Genomic DNA, 21,455 nt, shown 5'->3' on the forward strand with positions numbered 1-21,455 from the left:
CGGCAGGTCACGCCGGGCGCAGCGCGACGGCGCCGACACGCACGGTGTTGCACAGAACATGTGGGGGAGGCCGCACTTCCGCAGCACAGGGACGCATGTGACACTGTCGTCCCGTCCGCCGTGCGGACCCGTTCCGCACCGTCCGTCCCCACCTGAAGGGCGCCGTGCGTTCCCTACCTCTGCCTCTGGCCCTGACCGCCCGTCTGTCACCGGTGGTGGTGCTCGCCGCGGTGGGCTGGGCGCTGTCGTCCGGTCCGCTCGCCGCGCCGCAGGCCGCCGAGCACAAGCCGGCCGAAGAGAAGACCGAGACCCGCTCGGAGTCCGCCCCGTCGACGTCGACGGTGCCGAAGGCGTACTCGGCCGCGCCGGCTCCGTGCGAGGCCGTCGCGAAGAAGACCATCGAGGCGCTGGTGCCGGGCGCCAAAACGGCCGGCAAGGAGATCCCGTCCACGGACTCGGAGCTGCGCCGCACCTGCTCCTGGAACGCGCTCAAGGGCTACGACTACCGCTGGCTCGACGTGTCCTACGAGATCATGGAGTCGGACGAGGCCGCGCAGAAGTCGTACGAGGCGCATACCGAGAAGCAGAGCGGCGGCGGGGCGGTACCCGGTCTGGGGGACCGCGCGTACTCCGTCGTGAACCTCACGGCCGAGGACAAGCAGGAGACCCGCGAGGGCGTCGTGTTCGCCCGCGCCTCCAACGCGCTGGTGACGATCACCTACAACGGCAGTGACTTCGAGTCGAAGAAGGCGCCCAGCACGGACACGATCAACAAGGGCGCGATCAAGGCCGCGAAGGAAGCCGTGGCCGCGCTGGAGAGCGACAAGGGCTGAAACGCCCTCCAGCGCGCCGGTCTTCCTCAGACGGTGCTGCGGCCCCGCGTGGCCATCAGCGCCAGGTACAGGACCATCGACGTGCCCAGGCCCACCGCCCAGCCGTAGTCGGCCAGATCGGCCAGCGCCGGGATGGGACGGCCGTCGATCAGCGGCTTGAAGTTCGCGCCGCCCACGGCGAGGACACCGCCGACCGCGAAGGCGACGACGGCCCGCCAGTTCCAGCCGCCCTCGTACCAGTAGCGGCCGCCGGGCCGGTACAGGTCGGCGAGGTCGAGCCGGGAGCGGCGCAGGATCCAGTAGTCGGCGATGAGGATGCCGGCGACGGTGCCGAGCAGGCCGCCGACCAGGCCGAGCCAGGTGAAGATGTAGCCCTGCGGGTCGGAGTACAGCTTCCACGGGAAGATCAGCACACCGAGGACGCAGGTGGCGAGGGCGCCGGCCCGGAAACTGATGCGCCGGGGCGCGATGTTGGAGAAGTCGAACGCCGGCGAGACCAGGTTGGCCGCCACGTTGACAGAGAGCGTCGCCACCAGCACGGTGACCAGCGCGAAGAGCAGGCCCACCGTGTTGTCGGTCTTGGCGGCGAGCTGCACCGGGTCCCAGATCGCCTCGCCGTAGACCGCCTGCGAACCCGAGGTGACCATGACGGACAGGAACGCGAAGAGGGTCATCGTGGTCGGCAGGCCGAGGGCCTGGCCCCGGGTCTGTGCCTTCTGGCTCCTGCCGTAGCGGGTGAAGTCGGGGATGTTCAGCGACAGGGTGGACCAGAAGCCGATCATGCCCATGAGGGCGGGGGCGAACAGCTTCCAGAAGTCGGCGCCCCAGCCGAGCTTGGAGGGCTGGTCGAACAGCGGGCCGAAGCCGCCCGCCTTGTCGCTCATCCACCACAGCATCACGAACGCGCCGACGAGCACGAAGGGCGCCGCCCAGTTCTCGAAGCGGCGGATGGTCTCCATGCCCCGGTAGATGATGACGACCTGGAGCGCCCAGAAGATCGCGAACGACAGCCACATCGTCCAGGCGTAGCCGCCGACCTTCGACGCGTCGGTCCAGCCGGTGCCGATGAGCTTGCCGGCCAGGAAGTAGATGGCCTCGCCGCCGATCCAGGTCTGGATGCCGAACCAGCCGCACGCCACCAACGCCCGTACGACGGCGGGGAGGTTGGCGCCGCGGATGCCGAAGGAGGCGCGGGCGAAGACCGGGAAGGGTATGCCGTACTTGGGTCCGGCGTGGCCGGTGAGCAGCATCGGTATCAGCACGATGACGTTGGCCAGGGCGATGGTGAGCACCGCCTGCTTCCAGTCCATGCCGACGGCGATGAGCCCGGAGGCGAGGGTCCAGGAGGCGGTGTTGTGGGCCATGCCGACCCACAGCGCGGAGAAGTTGTAGGTGGTCCAGGTGCGCTTCTCGACCGGGACCGGCAGCAGGTCCTCGTTGGCGTAGGGGCCGGTCGGTGCGGGGGCGCCCGGGGCGATCTCCACCCGGCCGTCGGTGAGGGTGACTTGGGTGGGCGGCGGTGGGGCCGTGGGAGCGGTATCGGTCATGGGCCGGGCCAATCAGGGGAGGTGGGACGGGAAAGGCCGTGCGGTGAGCCGATGGGGGGTGCGCTCGGGAGCGTCCTGGGCCCCCTTCCCGAGCCGCTGGGAAGGGGGAGTTCACAGGGGGTGGTGCGGCGGAGGAGGTCAGCCGTTGACGGCCGGGATCACCTGGGATCCGTAGGCCTCGATCACGGCCTCCTGCGCGTCGTGCATGTCGTAGACGGCGAACTGGTCCACGCCGAGCGCGCGCAGCGCCTCCAGCTTCTCGATGTGCTTCTCGACGGGGCCGATGAGGCAGAACCGGTCGACGATCTCGTCGGGCACGAACTGGGTGTCCGGGTTGCCGGCACGGCCGTGGTGGGAGTAGTCGTAGCCCTCGCGGGCCTTGATGTAGTCGGTGAGTTCCTCGGGGACGGCGGCCGAGTGCTCGCCGTACTTGGAGACCAGGTCGGCGACGTGGTTGCCGACCATGCCGCCGAACCAGCGGCACTGCTCGCGGGCGTGGGCGAGTGCTTCGGGCGAGTCGTCCTCGGTGACGTACGCCGGTGCGGCCACGCAGACGGTCACCTCGGCGGGGTCCCGTCCGGCTGAGACGGCCGCGTCCTTCACGGCCTTGACCATGTACTCGGTGAGATAGAGGTCGGCCAGCTGGAGGATGAACCCGTCCGCCTCCTCGCCGGTCATCTTCAGGGCCTTGGGGCCGTACGCGGCCATCCACACCGGCAGTTCGGCACCCGGCTTGATCCACGGGAAGTGGACGACGGTGCCGCCGCCGAGGTCGGCCTCCCGTCCGCTGCCGAGGTCCCGGATGACCTTCATGGCCTCGCTGATCCGGGCCAGGGTGTTGGGCTTGCGGCCGGCCACCCGCATCGCGGAGTCACCGCGGCCGATGCCGCAGACCGTGCGGTTGCCGAACATGTCGTTGAGGGTGGCGAAGGTGGAGGCGGTGACCTCCCAGGTGCGGGTGCCGGGGTTGGTCACCATCGGCCCGACCTTCAGGGTCGTGGTGTTGGCGAGGATCTGGCTGTAGATCACGAACGGTTCCTGCCACAGCACGGCGGAGTCGAAGGTCCAGCCGTATGTGAAGCCGTTGCGTTCCGCGCGTTTCATCAGGCTGATCACCCGCGAAGCCGGCGGGTCGGTCTGCAGGACGAGTCCGAAGTCCATCTGCGCCACTCCTAGTTGAGGTACTGACAGGTGGAACGCGGGGTGAACACGCCGTGCCCGGCACGCCCGGTGTACTCCCGCTCGGTGATGACGGGTTCGCCGCGCGAAAGCACCGTCTCGACCCGGCCGGTGGTGCGTTTGCCCTCGTAGGCCGAGTAGTCGACGTTCATGTGGTGCGTCTCGGCGGACATGACCTGCTCGGCGTGCGGGTCGTAGATGACGACGTCGGCGTCGGCGCCCGGCGCGATGGTGCCCTTCTTCGGGTAGAGGCCGAACATCCGGGCCGGGGTCGCGCAGGCGATCTCGATCCAGCGGCGGCGCGAGATGTGCCCGTCGACGACCGCCTGGTGGAGGAGGTCCATACGGTTCTCCACACCCGGCAGGCCGTTGGGGATCTTGGAGAAGTCGCCCCGGCCGAGCTCCTTCTGGCCCACGAAGCAGAAGGGGCAGTGGTCGGTGGAGACGACCTGGAGGTCGTTCGTGCGCAGGCCCCGCCACAGTGCGGCCTGGTGTTCCTTCGGCCTGAGCGGGGTGCTGCACACGTACTTCGCGCCCTCGAAGTCCGGCTCGGCGAGGTTGTCGGTGGACAGGAACAGGTACTGCGGGCAGGTCTCGCCGAAGACGTTCAGTCCCTCGTCGCGGGCCCGGGCCAGCTCGGCGACCGCCTCCGTCGCCGAGACGTGCACGACGTACAGGGGTGCGCCGGCCACCTGCGCGAGTTTGATGGCGCGGTGGGTGGCCTCCGCTTCGAGGAGGGCCTTGCGGACCTCCCCGTGGTAGCGGGGGTCGGTCTCCCCGCGCGCCAGCGCCTGCTCCACCAGCACGTCGATCGCGATGCCGTTCTCGGCGTGCATCATGATCAGGCCGCCGTTCTCGGCGGAGCGCTGCATGGCGCGCAGGATCTGGCCGTCGTCGCTGTAGAAGACGCCCGGATAGGCCATGAACTGCTTGAAGGAGGTGACGCCCTCCTCGACCAGGTGGTCCATCTCCTTGAGGGTGTGCTCGTTGACGTCGGAGACGATCATGTGGAAGCCGTAGTCGACGGCGCAGTTGCCGTCGGCTTTGGCGTGCCAGGCGTCGAGTCCCTCGCGCAGGCTGTGTCCGACGCTCTGCACGGCGAAGTCGATGATCGTCGTGGTGCCGCCCCAGGCGGCGGCGCGGGTGCCGGTCTCGAAGGTGTCGGAGGCGAAGGTGCCGCCGAAGGGCAGCTCCATGTGGGTGTGGGCGTCGACGCCGCCGGGGATGACGTACTTTCCGGTGGCGTCGATGGTGCGGTCGGCCGTGAAGGCTTCTGCTGCGGGAGTGTGGGAGGTTGCGAGGGCGGCGATTCGGCCGTCCTCGATCAGGACGTCGGCGTGGATCTCGTCGGATGCGGTGATGACGAGGCCGCCGCGGATGACTGTACGGCTGCTCATGTCGTGGTCGCTCCTCGCAGTGGATGCGTGCCGGTTGTAGGTGGTTGCTCGCGCAGTTCCCCGCGCCCCTGAGGGACGTCTCCCTGCGCGCGTCCTAGGGTGCTGTCAGTGGCCCGTACGCCCCCGGCGCCCGGTCCCGGTAGAACTGCCAGCGGTCGCGGACCTCGCGGAGTTTGGCCAAGTCCAGGTCGCGGACGACCAGTTCGGGCTCCTTGTCGCTCGCCACCTCGCCGACGAACTGGGCCTCCGGGTCCACGAAGTACGAGGTGCCGTAGAAGTCGTTGTCGCCGTACTCCTCGACCCCGACCCGGTTGATCGCGCCCACGAAGTACTCGTTGGCCACGGCCGCCGCAGGCTGCTCCAGCTGCCAGAGGTAGCCGGACAGGCCGCGGGAGGTGGCCGAGGGGTTGAAGACGATCTCGGCACCCGCGAGGCCGAGGGCGCGCCAGCCCTCCGGGAAGTGGCGGTCGTAGCAGATGTAGACGCCGATGCGGCCGGCCTTGGTGTCGAAAATGGGCCAGCCGGAGTTGCCCGGACGGAAGTAGAACTTCTCCCAGAAGCCCCTGACCTGGGGGATGTGCGTCTTGCGGTACTTGCCGAGGTAGGAGCCGTCCGCGTCGATCACGGCGGCGGTGTTGTAGAGGACGCCGGGTTGCTCCTCCTCGTACATCGGCAGCACCAGGACGATGCCCAGTTCCTTCGCGAGGGCCTGGAAGCGGCGGACGATGGGGCCCTCGGGGATCTGCTCGGCGTACTCGTAGAACGCCGGGTCCTGGACCTGGCAGAAGTACGGGCCGTAGAACAGCTCCTGGAAGCACAGGACCTGAGCACCCTGCGCGGCCGCGTCGCGGGCCGCCTGCTCGTGGACCTGGATCATCGATTCCTTGTCGCCCGTCCAGGCGGTCTGGAAGACGGCGGCACGGATCACTCGGCTCATCGGGACCTCCGGTAGCTCGGTGTGCCGTGAGCCTAGGGAGGGCGAAGGGCGTCTTTGAGTTGCAGCGTGTCACGTCAAAGGGCGTGCGGCGTGCCACCGTGTCACTCTTTCGTGGACCCATGTTTCACCGCCGTTTTCCCAGGTGGTCGCGTGTTTCACTGCTGTTGCGCGTCGTGCGCGAGGAGTGCGATGTGCACCGAGGCGGCCTGCTCGAAGTCATCGAGGTCCACCCCTAGGCGGACCTGTATCGCCTCCAGGCGGCGGTAGAGGGCCGGCCGGGAGACGTGGTGGAGCTGAGCGGTGCGGGACTTGTTGCGGCCGGTGGCGAGGTAGGTGCGCAGGACGGACAGCAGGTCCTCGTCGCTCTCGCGCAGCAGCCCGTCCAGCTCCCGTTCCGCGAAGGACTGCACGTGCGGATCGTCGCGCAGCAGCCGGATCAGGCCCCGCAGGTGGACGTCCTTCAGGCGTACCACCGGCGGGAGGTCGAGGACGGCGGAGGAGTCGGCCACGGCGTCCGCGACGTGCTGGGCCTCGCGCAGTCCGGTGGGTACGTCGTCCCAGGCGGCGCGGGCCTCGGCCGCGGCCACGACGGTGTGGTCCGGGCCCGTCTCGGTCCGCAGCCGGGCCGCGAAGTGCGCGGCGAGGGCGCCCGCGTCCTGGTCCCGGGGCAGGCTGAGCAGCACGGCGGTCGCCCCGTCGGCCAGTTCGGCGACCAGCCCGGGCATGCCCAGCAGCCGCAGGAGGCGTTCGAGGCGGGAGGGGTCACCGTCGCGGACGACCAGCGGTACGAAGGTGCGCCGGTTGACCGGCAGTCCGGCCGCACGGGCCCGGGGCAGCAGTTGCCGTGCCGGTACGACGCCGCTGACCAGGTCGGTCAGCAGGCTCTGCGCGGACTGCTCCTCCCAGGAGCAGGCGGCGCCGCCGGCGAGCATGCGGTGCAGGACGAGGGCCTCGGCGGCGCGGTCGGCCAGCAGCCGTCCGGTGGCGGTGTCGCCCCGGTAGCCGCACAGCACGATCCGGCCCCAGCGCTCCCCGCGCCCGCCCAGTTCGGCCCGGATCCAGCCGTCGCCCTCGACGCCTCCCCCAGCGCCTGAACGGCCTGGGTGGTGCCCCCACGCCTGCCGGGCGATGCGCTCCCAGTCGCGCAGCACGTCGTCCACCGCGGGCCGCTCCCCCGCCGTGCCGAGGACACGGTGGGCGAGGTTGGTGACGACGACCGGGCAGCCGCTGTGCCGGGCGATCTCGTCGAGCAGGCGTTGCAGGGGGGCGCCGGCGGTGATGAGGGCGGTGAGTTCGGTGCGGACCGCCTCGGAGAGGCTGACGGCGGCGAACTTGCGCCGCACCAGCCGCGACTGGACCTCCTCGGTCAGTTCGGCGAAGGGGAAGGGCCGGTGCAGGACGACCATCGGCAGTCCGCACCGCTCGGCCGCCCGGCGCATCACGTCCGGCGCCGCGGGGAAGGCGCGGCCGAGTCCGAGGACGACGGCGGCGGCCTCGGCGCGGTGCAGGGAGCGGACGTACTCGGCCTGTTTGTCCTCGTCGCCGGCGAGCAGCACGCCGGTGGTGAGGACCATCTCGCCGCCGCTGAGCATCACCCCGACGTCGGCGGCCTCGGCGACGTGCACCCAGCGCACGAGCCGGTCGAGATGGCCCGCGCCGGCCACCACCTCCGGTTCCCCGGCGAGTACCCGCTCCAGGGTGAGGACCTGCCGCACCGACAGGGCGGGCTCCAGGGAATCCAGGGTGATGGTCATGGCGAGTCCCTTGCTCAGTGCACTGCTACTGGATGCTCCTCAGAGCGTTCTCGAGGATCGCGGCGCCCTCCTCGGCCTCCGCGACGTTGAGGGACAGCGGCGGGGCGACGCGCAGCGAACTGGTGTTGTGCCCGCCCCCCTTGCCGATCAGCAGGCCGCCCTCGCGGGCCGCCTCCAGCACGGCCGCCGCGGTCCGCGGATCGGCCTCGTCGGTCCCCGGTTTCGTGATCTCGATGCCGATCATCAGGCCGCGGCCGCGTACCTCGCGTACGGCCGGTACGTGCGCGGCGACGGCCCGCAGCCGTTCGATGAGCAGTCCGCCGACGCGCCGGGCGTTGCCCTGGAGGTCGTGTTCCAGCAGGTAGGTGAGGTTGGCGAGGCCCGCGGCCATGGTGATCTGGGTGCCGCCGAAGGTGGAGATGCTGTTGGAGTCCAGGCAGTTCATGATCTCGGCGCGGGCGACGACCCCGCCGATGGACATGCCGTTGCCGATGCCCTTGGCGAAGGTCATGATGTCGGGCGGCCCGTTGCGGCCGTGCGCCTGCCAGCCCCAGAAGTGCTCGCCGGTGCGGCCCCAGCCGGTCTGCACCTCGTCGGCGATCCACAGGATGCCGCGCTCGTGCAGCACCTCGCGGAAGGCGGCGTAGAGCCCGTCCGGCGGTGCGGTGAAGCCGCCGACGCCCTGGACGGGTTCGGCGATCAGCGCGGCCGGCGGGCGGGTGTGGCCGAGCAGGTCCTTCAGGTCCTCGACGCAGGCGGCGATGTAGGCCTCGTCGCTGAGGGAGGCGAACGGGCCGCGGGTGCGGACGCCGCCGTGCACGTACAGCGTCTGGAGCGGGGAGAGCGAGGTCGGGGACCAGCCGCTGTTGCCGGTGATGCCGACGGCGCTGAAGGAACGCCCGTGGTAGCTGTTGCGCATGGCCAGGATCGTGTTGCTGCGCCGGTAGGCGGTGGCCAGCAGCAGGGCGGTGTCGTTGGCCTCGGTCCCGGAGGTGGTGAAGAAGACGCGGGCGTCCGGGATGCCGCTCAACTGGGCGATGCGCTCGGCGAGTTCCACCATCGGGCGGTTGAGGTAGAGGGTCGAGGAGTGGATGATCCGCCCGGCCTGCTCGCTCACCGCCTTGGTGACCTCGGGCAGCGCGTGCGCCGTCATGGTGGTGAGGATGCCGCCGAAGAAGTCGAGGTACCGGTTGCCCTGGGCGTCCCAGACGTGGCGGCCCTCGCCGTGGGTGATCTCGAGGGGCTCCTCGTAGTAGAGGGCGAGCCAGTCGGGGAGCACGGCCCGGTGGCGGCCCAGGAGGTCGTGGGTCACGGCTGCACCAGCCCTTCGTAGGCGTCGGGGCGGCGGTCGCGGTAGAAGGCCCACGTCTGCCGCACCTCTTCGATGAGGTCGAGGTCGATGTCCCGGACCACCAGCTCCTCCTCGCTGTCGCTGGCGACGTCCCCGACGAACTGCCCGCGCGGGTCCACGAAGTAGCTCGTGCCGTAGAAGTCGTTGTCGCCGTACTCCTCCTGGCCGACGCGGTTGATCGCGGCGATGTAGTACCCGTTGGCGACGGCCGCCGCGGGCTGCTCCAGCCGCCACAGGTGGGACGACAGGCTCCGGTGGGTCGCGGAGGGGTTGTAGACCAGCTGGGCCCCGGCGAGGCCGAGCTGCCGCCAGCCCTCCGGGAAGTGGCGGTCGTAGCAGATGTACACGCCGACCCTGCCGACCACGGTGTCGAAGACGGGCCAGCCGAGGTTCCCGGGCTTGAAGTAGAACTTCTCGCGGAAGCCCTTGAGCTGGGGGATGTGGTGCTTGCGGTATTTGCCGAGGTAGGTGCCGTCGGCGTCGATCACGGCCGCGGTGTTGTAGTAGAAGCCGGGCTGCTCCGCCTCGAACACCGGCGCGACGATCACCATGCCGGTCTCGCGCGCGAGCGCCCGCATGCGTTCTACGGTCGGCCCGTCGGGGACGGGCTCGGCCCAGCGGTAGTGCTCCGGCTCCTCGACCTGACAGAAGTAGGGGCTGTTGAAGACTTCCTGGAAACCGATGATCTTCGCGCCCCGGCGGGCCGCCTCGCGGGCGTGCTCCTCGTGTTTCGCCACCATGGACTCGGTGTCGCCGGTCCAGGTGGCCTGGACCAGGGCGGCACGTACGACGTTGGCCATGAGCTGCTCCTTCGACGCGACGTCTGCGCCTCTACGCCCGTAGAAGCGGGCCGTAGAGCCACGAACGTAAGCCTCTGGCACGGGGTTGCCAAGACCATCGTCGCCAACCCGCGGGGCATTGCGCGATTCGCACTCCTGTGGGTGAGTCGCCCTGGGGGCGACGTCGCCGGTCAGGCGGCGAATCCGGCGACCCGCAGGGCGTGCACCAGGTCCCAGTGGCGCTCCTGTGAAACATCCCGGGCCGCCTCCAGCAGGAGCGGCACGAGGCGCCCCGGTTCGGGTTCGGCGCTGCGCGCCGCCTCCTCGGGGGTGCGGGCCCTGACATACGCGTCGAGCAGCACGCGCACCTCGCGGTGACGCCCCTCGGCGATCAGGCCGAGGACCGCCCGGCCGACCTCGACCGGCGGCCGTGCGACCCCCTGCCGCAGCATCTGCCGGCCGTCACCCGGCCGCCCGGCCTCGACCAGCGCGTCGGCGGCGGCGACCAGCCGTCCGGCGGGCAGCGAGGAGGCCTCCCACAGCAGCGTCTGCCAGTCGGCGTCGAGCCCGGCGAGGTGCAGCCGCTCCGCGAGCAGCGGAAACCTGCCGGGCTCCCATGAGGCGAGCTCGGCCAGCAGTGCGTGAGCCTCCCCGCTGCGTCCCTCGCTGCGCAGCCGGGCCAGCGCCTCCACGGTCCTTCCGACCTCGGCGCGGGCGTCCGCCCCGACCGCGTCGCCCTCCCGCGCCGGGCGCTCCGCCGTCGCCTCCTCCGCGACCCCGGCGAAGCGCGCGCCGCGGAGGGTGCGGCCGGTGGTCGTGGGGGCGGGTGCGGGCAGGGTGGGCAGGGTGGGCACGGCAGAGGGCGGCACGACGACGGGTGCGGCTGCGGCTTCCTCATCCGCCATCCCGGCGAAGCGGGCGCTGCCCCGACGGCGTTTGCGCTGCTTGGGGACGGTCACGGGCCGAGGGGGCTGGGGTTCGGGGGTGGCAGCGCCGTACCGGGTGTCGCGCCCGGTGTCACTTCGGGTGTCGCGCCCGGTGTCGCTTCGGGTGTCGCTTCGGATGTCATGCCGGGTGTCGTGCCGACCGGCGGCATCGGTCGCGGCCGAGGACCCCCCGGGGCCGGACGGATCACCGGCGGACGACGTTGCCGCCCCGCTTCCGTACGCCCTCTCGGCAGCACCCCACGCCACCGGGGACACCCCCCGCTCACGCCGGTCCACATAGGCCATCCGGGCCCGGAGTTCCGCACACCGCGCGCCGGCCCGTTCGTGGTCGTCCCGGGCCCAGGCCAGGTCCAGGCGCAGGGCGTCCGCCTGTTCGCGGGTCGTGGCCGAGGCCAGGCGGCGGGCGAGGGCGGCCTGGCGTTCGGCGGCGTACTTCTGCTCGCGGAGCATGACGTCGAGGCGGTCGCCGAGCGCGTCGCGGCCCCCGGGGAGGGTGTCGTACGCGGCGAGCGCGGTGGCGTGCAGGGCGCGGGCGCGGTCCGTCTCCGGGCCGGCTCCCCCCGGGCCGTACTGAGCGGCGAGGTCCTGCAGCAGTGCCTCGACCACGTCCCAGGGCGGCATCTCGCGCCCGTCGAGGCAGGCCCGCATGCCCTCGGGGTCGCGCCGCCAGAACACGGCGCACCAGCCGCCGGACGGGTCGAGGCGTGCCAGCAGACCGTCCAGGTAGGTCGCGAACTCCCCGACTTCAGCTGGGAGTTGATCCGCCGCCATCGCTCAACTCCCGTGAGACCGGAGCACTTTTGCCCGTAGGCAACACCAGTCGTGTTACGGGGGTGCTACGGGGAGTTTTCACGCGTGGCGCAAGAGCCTCAGAAGGGCACCGGTGTGCACTGTCCGGCCAGGTCGTCCATGGACAGCCCGAGGACCCCGGCCAGCGCGGCCACCGTGAAGAATGCCGGGGTCGGGGCCCGCCCGGTCTCGATCTTCCGCAGGGTCTCCGCGGAGATGCCCGCGCTCGCCGCGATCTCCGTCATGCTCCGGCTGCCACGCGCCTCACGCAGCAGCCGGCCGAGCCGCTCGCCGCGTTCGCGCTCTTCGGGGGTGAGAGGGGTGCGCACCATGACCCCATTCTAATACCGGTATAGTAATTGGCATGGTGGAGCTGAAGACAGACACTTCTATCGACGCGATGTACGAGGCGGGCCAGGTCGTCGCCCGGGCCCTGACGGCCGCCCGGAAGGCCGCCGCCGTGGGCGTGTCCCTGCTGGAACTGGACGAGGTGGCGCACGCCGTACTGCGCGAGGCGGGCGCAACCTCACCCTTCCTGGGGTACCGCCCGTCCTTCGCACCGACCCCCTTCCCCGCCGTCCTCTGCGTCTCGGTCAACGACGCGATCGTGCACGGCGTCCCGGGCCGCTACCGCCTGCGCGACGGCGACCTCGTCTCGATCGACTTCGGCGCCGAACTGGGCGGCTGGGTCGGCGACGCCGCGCTCAGCTTCGTCGTGGGTACCCCGCGCGCGGCGGACCTCCGCCTGATCGAGACCGCCGAGCGGGCCCTCGCGGCCGGCATCGAGGCGGCCGTCGTCGGCAACCGCATCGGCGACATCGCCCACGCGATCGGCACGGTGTGCCGGGGCGCCGGTTACGGCATCCCGGACGGCTTCGGCGGCCACGGCATCGGCCGCCGGATGCACGAGGATCCCGGAGTGCCGAACGAGGGCCGCCCGGGGCGCGGCATGCGGCTGCGGCACGGCATGGTGCTGGCGATCGAGCCCATGGTCATCGCGGGCGGCACGGACGACTTCCATGCGGCGCCCGACGGCTGGACCCTGAGGACGAACGACGGCTCCCGCGCGGCCCACGCGGAGCACACCGTGGCGATCACGGAAGCAGGGCCGAGGATCCTCACGGCCCGCTGAGCCCCAGCCGGCGTCCTGTTCATCCTGGTATGCCGCGAAGGTGCCCTTCGTCGACGATCGTGCGAAGGTGTTCTACGAGCGCGCCCCAGGTGTAACCGGCTGCCACCCGGGTTACCCGACCCCGGCACGTCGACAAGCGAGGGCGTCCCCCGCCCGCGCGCCGGGGACGCCGGGAACGGAAGGCCCATGAGCAGCGGCTTCACCAGCCCGGAGGGCTACGGCTCGGATCCCTTCGGAGAATTCCTCGCACGCTTCTTCGGCGGACCGCGTCCCGGTCCCCGGCAGATCGATCTCGGCCGGCTGCTGAGCCAGCCGGCCCGGGAGCTCGTCCGCGGCGCCGCCCAGTACGCCGCCGAGCACGGCAGCCGGGACCTCGACACCCAGCATCTGCTGCGGGCGGCGCTCGCCACGGAGCCCACCCGCACCCTGCTCAGCAAGGCCGGTGCGAATCCCGACTCGCTGGCGTCGCAGATCGACGACCGCTCGGGACCGGCCCAGCACACCCCGGACGACGCCCCGCCGCCGACCGCGCTGTCCCTCACCCCGGCCGCCAAGCGGGCCCTGCTGGACGCGCACGACATGGCCCGGGCCCGCGGCTACGGCTACATCGGCCCGGAGCACGTGCTCAGCGCCCTGGCCTCGAATCCCGATTCTGCCGCCGGGCACATCCTCAACGCGGCCCGCTTCGCCCCCTCCGAACCGCCCGAGGCGCCGGAGGTCCCGCAGTCCGAGCGCCCGCGCCCGACGAACACGCCGACCCTCGACAAGTACGGCCGTGACCTCACCGAGCTGGCCCGCCAGGGCCGGATCGACCCGGTCATCGGCCGGGACCAGGAGATCGAGCAGACCGTCGAGGTCCTCTCCCGGCGCGGCAAGAACAACCCGGTGCTGATCGGTGACGCGGGAGTCGGCAAGACGGCCATCGTGGAGGGGCTGGCGCAGCGCATCTCCGAGGCGGACGTGCCCGACGTGCTGATCGGGCGCCGCGTGGTCGCCCTGGACCTCACGGGTGTGGTCGCGGGCACCCGCTACCGGGGCGACTTCGAGGAACGGATGAACAACATCGTGGGCGAGATCCGCGCCCACTCCGACCAGCTGATCATCTTCATCGACGAGCTGCACACGGTCGTGGGCGCCGGTTCCGGTGGCGGCGACGGCAGTTCGATGGACGCCGGCAACATCCTCAAGCCGGCCCTCGCCCGGGGTGAGCTGCACATCGTGGGCGCCACCACGCTGGAGGAGTACCGCCGCATCGAGAAGGACGCGGCGCTGGCCCGCCGCTTCCAGCCGATCATGGTGCCCGAGCCGACCGCCGCGGACGCCATCGAGATCCTGCGCGGCCTCCAGGACCGCTACGAGGCCCACCACCAGGTCCGCTACACCGACGAGGCGCTGATCGCGGCCGTGGAGCTGTCGGACCGCTACCTCACCGACCGCCGCCTGCCCGACAAGGCCATCGACCTCATCGACCAGGCCGGTGCCCGGGTGCGGCTGCGGGCCCGGACCAAGGGCACGGACGTCCGGGCCCTGGAGCGGGAGCTGGAGCAGCTGACCCGGGACAAGGACCAGGCCGTCGCCGATGAGCAGTACGAGCAGGCCACCCGGTTGCGCGACCGGATCGTGGAGCTGAAGCAGCGGATCACCGACGCCGGCGGCGACAGCGAGGTCGACGAGGGCCAGGACCTGGTGGTCGGGGCCGAGTCGATCGCCGAGGTGGTGTCCCGGCAGACCGGCATCCCGGTCTCCAGCCTCACCCAGGAGGAGAAGGACCGACTGCTGGGGCTGGAGGAGCACCTGCACGAGCGGGTGGTCGGCCAGGACGAGGCCGTGCGGGTCGTCTCGGACGCGGTGCTGCGCTCACGCGCCGGGCTCGCGGCCCCCGACCGCCCCATCGGCAGCTTCCTGTTCCTCGGCCCGACGGGTGTGGGCAAGACCGAACTGGCCCGGGCGCTCGCCGAGGCCCTCTTCGGCAGCGAGGACCGCATGGTCCGGCTCGACATGAGCGAGTACCAGGAGCGTCACACCGTCAGTCGGCTGGTCGGCGCCCCGCCCGGCTACGTGGGCCACGAGGAGGCCGGCCAGCTGACCGAGGTCGTGCGCCGTCACCCGTACTCGCTGCTCCTGCTGGACGAGGTGGAGAAGGCCCACCCGGACGTCTTCAACATCCTGCTCCAGGTCCTCGACGACGGGCGGCTGACCGACTCCCAGGGCCGCACGGTGGACTTCAGCAACACGGTCATCGTGATGACGAGCAACCTCGGCTCCGAGGCGATCACCCGCCGGGGCGCCACGACGGGCTTCGCGGCGGGCGGCGCCGACGCGGACGAGGAGGCCCGGCGCGAGCAGATCCTGCGCCCGCTGCGCGAGCACTTCCGGCCCGAGTTCCTCAACCGCATCGACGAGATCGTGGTCTTCCGCCAGCTGACCACGGAGCAGCTGCGCCGGATCACCAACCTCCTGCTGGACCGCACCCGGTCCCTGGTACAGGGCAAGGGCATCACGGTGACCTTCACCGACCGCGCGGTGGAATGGCTGGCCGACCGCGGCTACCAGCCGGAGTACGGCGCCCGCCCGCTCCGCCGCACCATCCAGCGCGAGGTGGACAACGAGCTGTCACGTCTGCTGCTGGACGGCAGGGTGGAGGATGGCGGCGGGGTGACGGTGGACGTGGAGGACGGGAAGCTCATGTTCCAGACGCAGAGTCCTGCAGCGCCCCGTTAGGGGCGCGGGGAACTGCGCGCTCAGCCCCCACACCCCCGCGGACGGCACTCAACGCACAGCCCGCACCACCATCGCCGACCCCCCACCCCGCCGCACGGTCTCAGCGGCTGCCAGCCACTTGCCGCCCGGCAGCCGCTGCACCCCCGTAGCCGCACCGATCTCGGGGTTGACCTTGAAGGAGTGCCCGATCGCCTCGAGCTGCTTGCGCAACTCGGCGTTGTCATACAGCCCGGGTTCCAGCTCGGTCTGCGCGGCATTGCGCTGACTCGCCCGGGGTGCCGCGATCGCGTCGACCAGCGGCAGCCCCCGGTCGACGAACCCGGTGAGCGTCTGCAGCACGGTCGTGATGATCGTCGCGCCACCCGGCGACCCGAGCGCCACCACGGGCCGGTGGTGCCGGTCGAGCACGATGGTCGGCGAGATGGACGACCGCGGCCGCTTGCCGGGTCCCGGCAGGTTCGGGTCTTGCACGGCCGGGTTCGCCGGGGTGAAGGAGAAGTCCGTCAGCTCGTTGTTGAGGATGAAGCCCCGCCCGGGGACGGTGATCCCGCTGCCGCCGGTCTGCTCGATGGTGAGGGTGTAGGCGACGACGTTGCCCCACTTGTCGGCCACCGTCAGATGCGTGGTGCTGTCACCCTCGTACGTCGTGGGAGCCGCCTTGCCGCCCGAGCCGCAGCGCGCGGGGTTGCGCGGGTCCCCCGGCGCCACGGGACTCGTGAGCACCGCGTCGTCCTTGATGAGGCACTCGCGCGAGTCGGCGAACCGCTGTGACAGCAGCTCCTTCGTCGGCACGTCCTCGAAGGCGGGGTCGCCCACCCAGCGCCCGCGGTCCGCGAACGCGATCCTGCTCGCCTCGATGAAGCGGTGCAGGTACTTCGCCTTGCTCGCCTTCGACAGATCCGTCCGCTCCAGGATGTTGAGCGCCTCCCCGACCGTCGTGCCTCCGGAGGAGGACGGCGCCATGGAGTAGACGCCGAGGCCCCGGTAGGAGGTCCGGGTGGGCGCCTGGACCTTGGTGCGGTAGGCGGCCAGGTCCTTGGCGGACAGGTCGCCGGGCCGGGCGTTCCAGCCTGAGGAGGGGTCCACCGGCGGCTTGTTGACGGTGTCGACGATGTCCCGGCCGAGGCGGCCGCGGTAGATCGCGTCGACGCCCTTGTGCCCCAACTCCGCGTACGTGCGGGCGAGGTCGGGGTTCTTGAAGGTGGAGCCGACGACGGGGAGCTGCCCGCCCGGCAGGAACAGCTCGGCGGTGTCCGGGAAGTAGCGGAAGCGGGTCTCGTTGGACGCCGTCTGCGAGCGGAAGGTCTCGTCGACGGTGAAACCGTCGCGCGCCAGCCGCTCGGCCGGCTTCAGGACACTCGCGAGCCGCTTGCTGCCCCACCGGTCGAGTGCGGTCTGCCAGGTGGCGGGCGTGCCCGGGGTGCCGACGCTCAGGCCGCTGCTGACGGCCTCGGCGAAGGCAAGGGGCTTGCCGTTCTCGGTGAACAGGTTCTTGTCGGCGGTCAGCGGGGCGGTCTCACGGCCGTCGATGGTGCGTACGGTGCGGGACTTGGCGTCGTAGTACACGAAGTAGCCGCCCCCGCCGATGCCGGCGGAGTAGGGCTCGGTGACGCCGAGCGCGGCGGCCGTGGCGACGGCGGCGTCGACGGCGTTGCCGCCCTTCCTCAGGACCTCGATCCCGGCGGCGGAGGCGTCCGGGTCGACGCTCGAGACGGCACCGCCGTAGCCGACGGCCAGCGGGGTTTTCCCACCGCCGGTGCCCGGCGGGGAGGATGGCGGCGCCGCCGCTCCCACCGACACCACCACGGCGGCCGAAACCGCCAGGACCGTCAGATTCCGTGCCACAGGGCGACGCATCCGCACCTCCAGTCAAAGGCCGTCCGCGCAGCTTAATTCATCGCCATGGTCGCGTCAGGCAGGCGTCGAACACCGGTGCGTCGGGCCCGCTAGCATGCGCGCCCATGAATGACGACGTGCGCAACATCGTTCTGGGTGTGGTCGCGGCGGGCATCAGTGCCGCGCTCGGCTGGGTGGCCCGCACCTACCTGTGGAAGCGCAGGCTCCGCAGGAAGCAGCAGTTCTTCGGGCTCCCGGACAACTCCGAGTCCCTGCTGGTGGTGAACCGTGGCGCGTCCGGACCGGAGTTCGCGGTGATGCGCTACGACGTGTTCGCCCTGCTCGAACTCGCCGCGCTGATCAAGGACTGCAAAGCGCACGCCCAGATACTTCCGCACGACACCGCACGCCAGGGTTTCGGGGAGCGCACCGAGTTCTGCGTGGGCGGGCCCGCGTCCAACCGGCGGATGGCGGCCCATCTGGATTCGCTACTGCCGGGCGTGCGGGTGAACGTCGACTCCGAACCGGGCCCGGACCGGGGCGCGTTCCAGGTCGGGACCGAGCGCTACCGCGTGGAGCACGGCAAGGAGGAGTACGCGCTGCTCGCCCGGCTCACCGCGGACCGGAGCCGGAACACCCGTCCCGTCTTCCTCTTCTGCGGCCAGACGTCGATCACCAACCAGGCCACCACCCGCTACCTCGCCCGCAACCACGAGCGGCTGACCCGCCGGTACGGCACCGGCTCGTTCGTCCTGCTGCTCAAGGTGATCAACTCGCAGGCGTACGGTCCGGACGTCGTCGAACTGGTGGAGGACGTGACACGTGCGGCGCAGACCGCACCGCCCGCCGCGGCGACGCCGGTTCCACGCAACACACACCGCGCCTCCTAGACTCCTCCACTGCTCAACAATCGTTACTGGCACGTAACTTACCGACGGGTTACCCCTGGTAAGAGGTCGCGGTTACCGTTCGGTCACTTTGCACTTACACGAGTGAGGAGCGACCCGTGGGACAGCACCGCAAAGCCCTGCGCACCACCGCCGTGGGGGCCGTCTCGGCGACCCTGGTCGCCGGCACCGCCCTCGGATTCGCCCCCACCGCCCAGGCGGCCCCGCACCCCGTCCGCTTCGTCGACATCTCCGGCGACGGCGGCACCGTCCTCAAGGCCAACGTCGTCACCCCGGCCGGAGCCCGGGGCACCGACCGCTATCCGCTGCTGGTCATGCCCACGAGTTGGGGTCTGCCCCAGGTCGAGTACCTGGCCCAGGCGCAGAAGCTCGCCGACTCCGGTTACGTCGTCGTCACCTACAACGTGCGCGGCTTCTGGCAGTCGGGCGGCGAGATAGAAGTGGCGGGCCCACCCGACGTCGCCGACGCCTCGAAGGTCATCGACTGGGCGCTCGCCCACACCCCCGCGGACGCCGGGCACATCGGCATGGCGGGCGTCTCCTACGGCGCGGGCATCAGCCTGCTCACCGCCGCGCACGACAAGCGGATCAAGGCGGTCGCCTCGCTCAGCGGCTGGGCCGACCTGATCGGCTCGATCTACGCCGGTCGCACCCAGCACCTCCAGGCCGCCGCCCTGCTGGACGGCGCGAGCGTGGTGACGGGCCGCCAGAGTGCGGAACTGCGGCAGACGTTCGACGACTTCTACGGCTCGAACCTGGCGAAGGAGCCGGAGCTCGTCGCCTGGGGGAAGAAACGTTCCGCTGCGACCTACGTCGACCGGATCAACGACAACGGCGCGGCGATCATGCTCGCCAACGCCTGGGGCGACAGCGTCTTCCCGCCCAACCAGTACGCCGACTTCTACGAGAAGCTGACCGGCCCGAAGCGGCTGGAGATGCGGCCCGGCGACCACGCGACGGCCGAACTGACCGGCCTGTTCGGGCTGCCCAACGACGTGTGGAAGGACACCGAGCGCTGGTTCGACCACTACCTCAGGGGCGAGGACAACGGCATCGACCGTGAGCAGCCCGTCCAGCTCAAGCCCCGCTCCACAGGCGGCTACGAGGGTTACCCGGACTGGAAGTCGGCCGGCGCGACCGACCGGAAGATCGCACTCGGGGGCTCGAAGACGATCCGCACGAACGTGAACTCCGGGGCGGACGGCGGCGTCGTCTTCCTGTCCAGCATCCTCGACCAGGTGGCGCAGCTGCCGCCGATGGCCTCGATCCCGCTGCTCCCCCGCCGCTGGGCCGCCGTCTGGCAGTCGGAGAAGTCCGCCACGACTCAACAGGTGCGCGGCACGGCGAAGTTGCACACGACCCTCACCCCGACCAAGGAGAGCGGCACCCTCGTCGCCTACCTGTACGACGTGGGGCCGCTCGGCCTCGGCAAGCTGGTCACCCACGCGCCGTACACCTTCCACGGGCGCACCCCCGGAAAGCCGTTCGGCGTCGACCTGGAGTTGTACTCCACGGCCTACGACGTCCCGGCCGGGCATCGCCTGGCGCTGGTCGTCGACACGGTCGACCCGCTCTACATCGAGCACAACCCGTCCGGCGCGCAGCTGACCTTCTCCTCGCCGGCGAACGACCCGTCGTACGTGTCGGTTCCGCTGCGCGAGCAGTGATCTCCGGCTGCCGCCGGACGGGCCTGGCCGATGTGAACCGCCTGCCCCCGTGGCCTTCGGGCCGTGGGGGCCGCACCCGGTGGGAATGCCCCGCGGACCGGGCGGGCGGTCTGCTCCCCCTGACGGGATCGGCGGCCTTCGGCGAAGTCCCCCTCTCCGACAGGGATGAAGGGCACATGGTAGTCGAGGTCCGGTGCGATGAGCCGTCCGGTGCCCGCCCGTTCAGTGCTTGAGGATCTTGGAGAGGAAGTCCTTGGCGCGGTCGCTGCTCGGGTTGGTGAAGAACTCGTCGGGGCTGCGGTCCTCGACGATCCGGCCGTCGGACATGAAGACGACCCGGTTGGCGGCCGAGCGGGCGAAGCCCATCTCGTGCGTGACGACGATCATGGTCATGCCGTCGCGGGCCAGTTGCTTCATGACCTCCAGCACCTCGTTGATCATCTCCGGGTCGAGGGCCGAGGTCGGCTCGTCGAAGAGCATCGCCTTGGGCTCCATGGCCAGGGCGCGGGCGATGGCCACGCGCTGCTGCTGACCGCCGGAGAGCTGTGCCGGGTACTTGTCCGCTTGGTCGGCGACGCCGACCCGGTCGAGAAGCTCCTGGGAGCGCTTGTCGGCGTCCTCCTTACGGCGCCCGCGGACCTTGATCTGCCCCAGGGAGACGTTCTGCAGCACGGTCTTGTGGGCGAAGAGGTTGAACGACTGGAAGACCATGCCGACGTCGGCGCGCAGCCGGGCCAGGGGCTTGCCCTCCTCCGGCAGCGGCTGCCCGTCGAGGACGATCTGCCCGGACTCGATGGTCTCCAGCCGGTTGATCGCCCGGCACAGGGTCGACTTCCCCGACCCCGACGGGCCGATGACCACGACCACCTCCCCCCGGCCGACGGTGAGGTTGATGTCCTGCAGGACATGCAGCTCCCCGAAGTGCTTGTTGACGTCACGCAGCTCGATCAGCGGATCGACGGCCATGCTCAGCCCTACTCACTCTCAGCTGTGTGGTGGTTGCCGCAACGTATCCAGGCACGATCGAACGTGGCGGGCGACACGCACTTTTCGATCATTAGCCGTATTTACGTCGGACTTTGGGCCAAAGGTTCTGGCCGGGGGGCTCATGATTCGGCGACCTCCGCGTACAGCTGCGACAGCTCGGGCACCCCGTACGCGGCCCATTCGTGGCCGGAGTCGACGACGTCGAACTCGCGGCCGGAGTCCAGTCGTACGACGGGCTGACCGTCGGGACGGATCTCCCAGGCGGCGCCCGGCACGGTGCGCACGATGACGCTGCCCAGGTAGAGACCGGCGTCGTTGCCCAGCCAGGTCAGGGTCTCCTCGTCGTCCCGCCAGCGGGGCAGGAGCTGGTCCAGTGCCTCCAGCGAGGCCGCCGTGTCGTCCAGCCGGACACCCGCCCGGGACGCCTGGGAGCGCAGCAGCTCACACTCGGCGAGGAGTTCCGCGATGCCCGCCGGATCGGGGAACCCGACCTTCTGGCGCCGGTGGCCCAGGAAAGGGATGTTCATACTCCCAGCGTGTCATTCGTACCGCCGTACGCACCACAGGCGCGCGGGCCCTCCGATCCGGGTCGAGTTCAGGCCGAGTTCACGCGACGCGCGTTGACGGGTCACTCCTGTCTCCCTAACTTCACCGTGCGTCGTGCGTCCCGGCCGTCGTTGTCTCTTCGGTT

General features: G+C 70.9%; 17 protein-coding genes. 5 read left to right on the plus strand and 12 right to left on the minus strand.

All coding sequences use genetic code 11. The features are described from left to right. The first annotated feature begins 164 nt into the window (after positions 1-164). Positions 165-833 carry a hypothetical protein gene (locus tag ACFY5B_RS11075; protein ID WP_389967655.1) on the plus strand — a complete coding sequence of 223 codons (669 nt, stop codon included), beginning with the start codon at positions 165-167 and terminating at the stop codon, positions 831-833. 26 nt (positions 834-859) lie between these two features. Here ACFY5B_RS11075 and ACFY5B_RS11080 read toward each other — a convergent pair whose 3' ends face one another. The 9 genes from ACFY5B_RS11080 to ACFY5B_RS11120 all read right to left on the minus strand — a co-directional run bounded on the left by ACFY5B_RS11080 (position 860) and on the right by ACFY5B_RS11120 (position 11,845). Continuing rightward, positions 860-2,380: an NCS1 family nucleobase:cation symporter-1 gene (locus ACFY5B_RS11080; RefSeq protein WP_389967657.1), complete on the minus strand. Its 1,521-nt coding sequence runs from the start codon at positions 2,378-2,380 to the stop codon at positions 860-862. Between the two features lie 138 nt (positions 2,381-2,518). Next, complete coding sequence (locus ACFY5B_RS11085; protein ID WP_389967659.1) at positions 2,519-3,541, minus strand: TIGR03842 family LLM class F420-dependent oxidoreductase; 1,023 nt, start codon at positions 3,539-3,541, stop codon at positions 2,519-2,521. 11 nt (positions 3,542-3,552) lie between these two features. Continuing rightward, entirely contained in the window at positions 3,553-4,956 is a 1,404-nt protein-coding gene (hydA, locus tag ACFY5B_RS11090) for a dihydropyrimidinase (RefSeq protein WP_389967661.1), read from the minus strand. Positions 4,957-5,050: 94 nt separating this feature from the next. Beyond that, positions 5,051-5,893 (minus strand): nitrilase-related carbon-nitrogen hydrolase, encoded by an 843-nt coding sequence (locus ACFY5B_RS11095; RefSeq protein ID WP_389967662.1) that lies wholly within the window; start codon positions 5,891-5,893, stop codon positions 5,051-5,053. Between the two features lie 155 nt (positions 5,894-6,048). Then, positions 6,049-7,647, minus strand: coding sequence for a PucR family transcriptional regulator (locus ACFY5B_RS11100; protein WP_389967664.1), 1,599 nt, complete (start codon positions 7,645-7,647; stop codon positions 6,049-6,051). A gap of 25 nt (positions 7,648-7,672) precedes the next feature. Beyond that, on the minus strand, positions 7,673-8,959 hold the full coding sequence (locus tag ACFY5B_RS11105; RefSeq protein ID WP_389967665.1) for an aspartate aminotransferase family protein: 1,287 nt from the start codon (positions 8,957-8,959) through the stop codon (positions 7,673-7,675). Continuing rightward, positions 8,956-9,798: a nitrilase-related carbon-nitrogen hydrolase gene (locus ACFY5B_RS11110; RefSeq protein ID WP_389967667.1), complete on the minus strand. Its 843-nt coding sequence runs from the start codon at positions 9,796-9,798 to the stop codon at positions 8,956-8,958. The genes ACFY5B_RS11105 and ACFY5B_RS11110 overlap by 4 nt, the downstream gene beginning before the upstream one ends. 170 nt (positions 9,799-9,968) lie before the next feature. Continuing rightward, the gene (locus ACFY5B_RS11115; protein WP_389967669.1) at positions 9,969-11,495 is read right to left on the minus strand and encodes a hypothetical protein; all 1,527 of its coding nucleotides are present in this window, start codon (positions 11,493-11,495) and stop codon (positions 9,969-9,971) included. A 98-nt stretch (positions 11,496-11,593) separates the two neighbouring features. Continuing rightward, positions 11,594-11,845 carry a helix-turn-helix domain-containing protein gene (locus ACFY5B_RS11120; RefSeq protein ID WP_389967671.1) on the minus strand — a complete coding sequence of 84 codons (252 nt, stop codon included), beginning with the start codon at positions 11,843-11,845 and terminating at the stop codon, positions 11,594-11,596. A 32-nt stretch (positions 11,846-11,877) separates the two neighbouring features. On the opposite strand from ACFY5B_RS11120, the gene map reads away from it, so the two are divergent. Both map and ACFY5B_RS11130 read left to right on the plus strand, forming a co-directional pair. After that, positions 11,878-12,645, plus strand: coding sequence for a type I methionyl aminopeptidase (gene map, locus ACFY5B_RS11125; protein WP_389967673.1), 768 nt, complete (start codon positions 11,878-11,880; stop codon positions 12,643-12,645). Between the two features lie 186 nt (positions 12,646-12,831). Beyond that, positions 12,832-15,366: an ATP-dependent Clp protease ATP-binding subunit gene (locus ACFY5B_RS11130; RefSeq protein WP_389967675.1), complete on the plus strand. Its 2,535-nt coding sequence runs from the start codon at positions 12,832-12,834 to the stop codon at positions 15,364-15,366. A 48-nt stretch (positions 15,367-15,414) separates the two neighbouring features. Here ACFY5B_RS11130 and ggt read toward each other — a convergent pair whose 3' ends face one another. Next, a complete protein-coding gene (ggt, locus tag ACFY5B_RS11135; protein WP_389967676.1) occupies positions 15,415-17,223 on the minus strand; it encodes a gamma-glutamyltransferase in 1,809 nt (602 codons plus the stop codon). A 104-nt stretch (positions 17,224-17,327) separates the two neighbouring features. Here ggt and ACFY5B_RS11140 point away from each other — a divergent pair, with 104 nt between their 5' ends. Further along, positions 17,328-18,092, plus strand: coding sequence for a hypothetical protein (locus tag ACFY5B_RS11140; RefSeq protein WP_389967678.1), 765 nt, complete (start codon positions 17,328-17,330; stop codon positions 18,090-18,092). Between the two features lie 116 nt (positions 18,093-18,208). After that, positions 18,209-19,777, plus strand: a complete 1,569-nt coding sequence (locus tag ACFY5B_RS11145) for an alpha/beta fold hydrolase (RefSeq protein WP_389967680.1) — start codon at positions 18,209-18,211, stop codon at positions 19,775-19,777. A 222-nt stretch (positions 19,778-19,999) separates the two neighbouring features. On the opposite strand, the gene ACFY5B_RS11150 is transcribed toward ACFY5B_RS11145, so the two are convergent. Further along, on the minus strand, positions 20,000-20,743 hold the full coding sequence (locus ACFY5B_RS11150; protein ID WP_389967682.1) for an amino acid ABC transporter ATP-binding protein: 744 nt from the start codon (positions 20,741-20,743) through the stop codon (positions 20,000-20,002). 140 nt (positions 20,744-20,883) lie between these two features. After that, on the minus strand, positions 20,884-21,291 hold the full coding sequence (locus ACFY5B_RS11155) for a DUF6278 family protein (RefSeq protein WP_344466021.1): 408 nt from the start codon (positions 21,289-21,291) through the stop codon (positions 20,884-20,886). Between the last annotated feature and the right edge of the window lie 164 nt (positions 21,292-21,455).

Source organism: Streptomyces sp. NPDC013187 (assembly GCF_042899705.1).
Taxonomy (GTDB): domain Bacteria; phylum Actinomycetota; class Actinomycetes; order Streptomycetales; family Streptomycetaceae; genus Streptomyces; species Streptomyces hawaiiensis_A.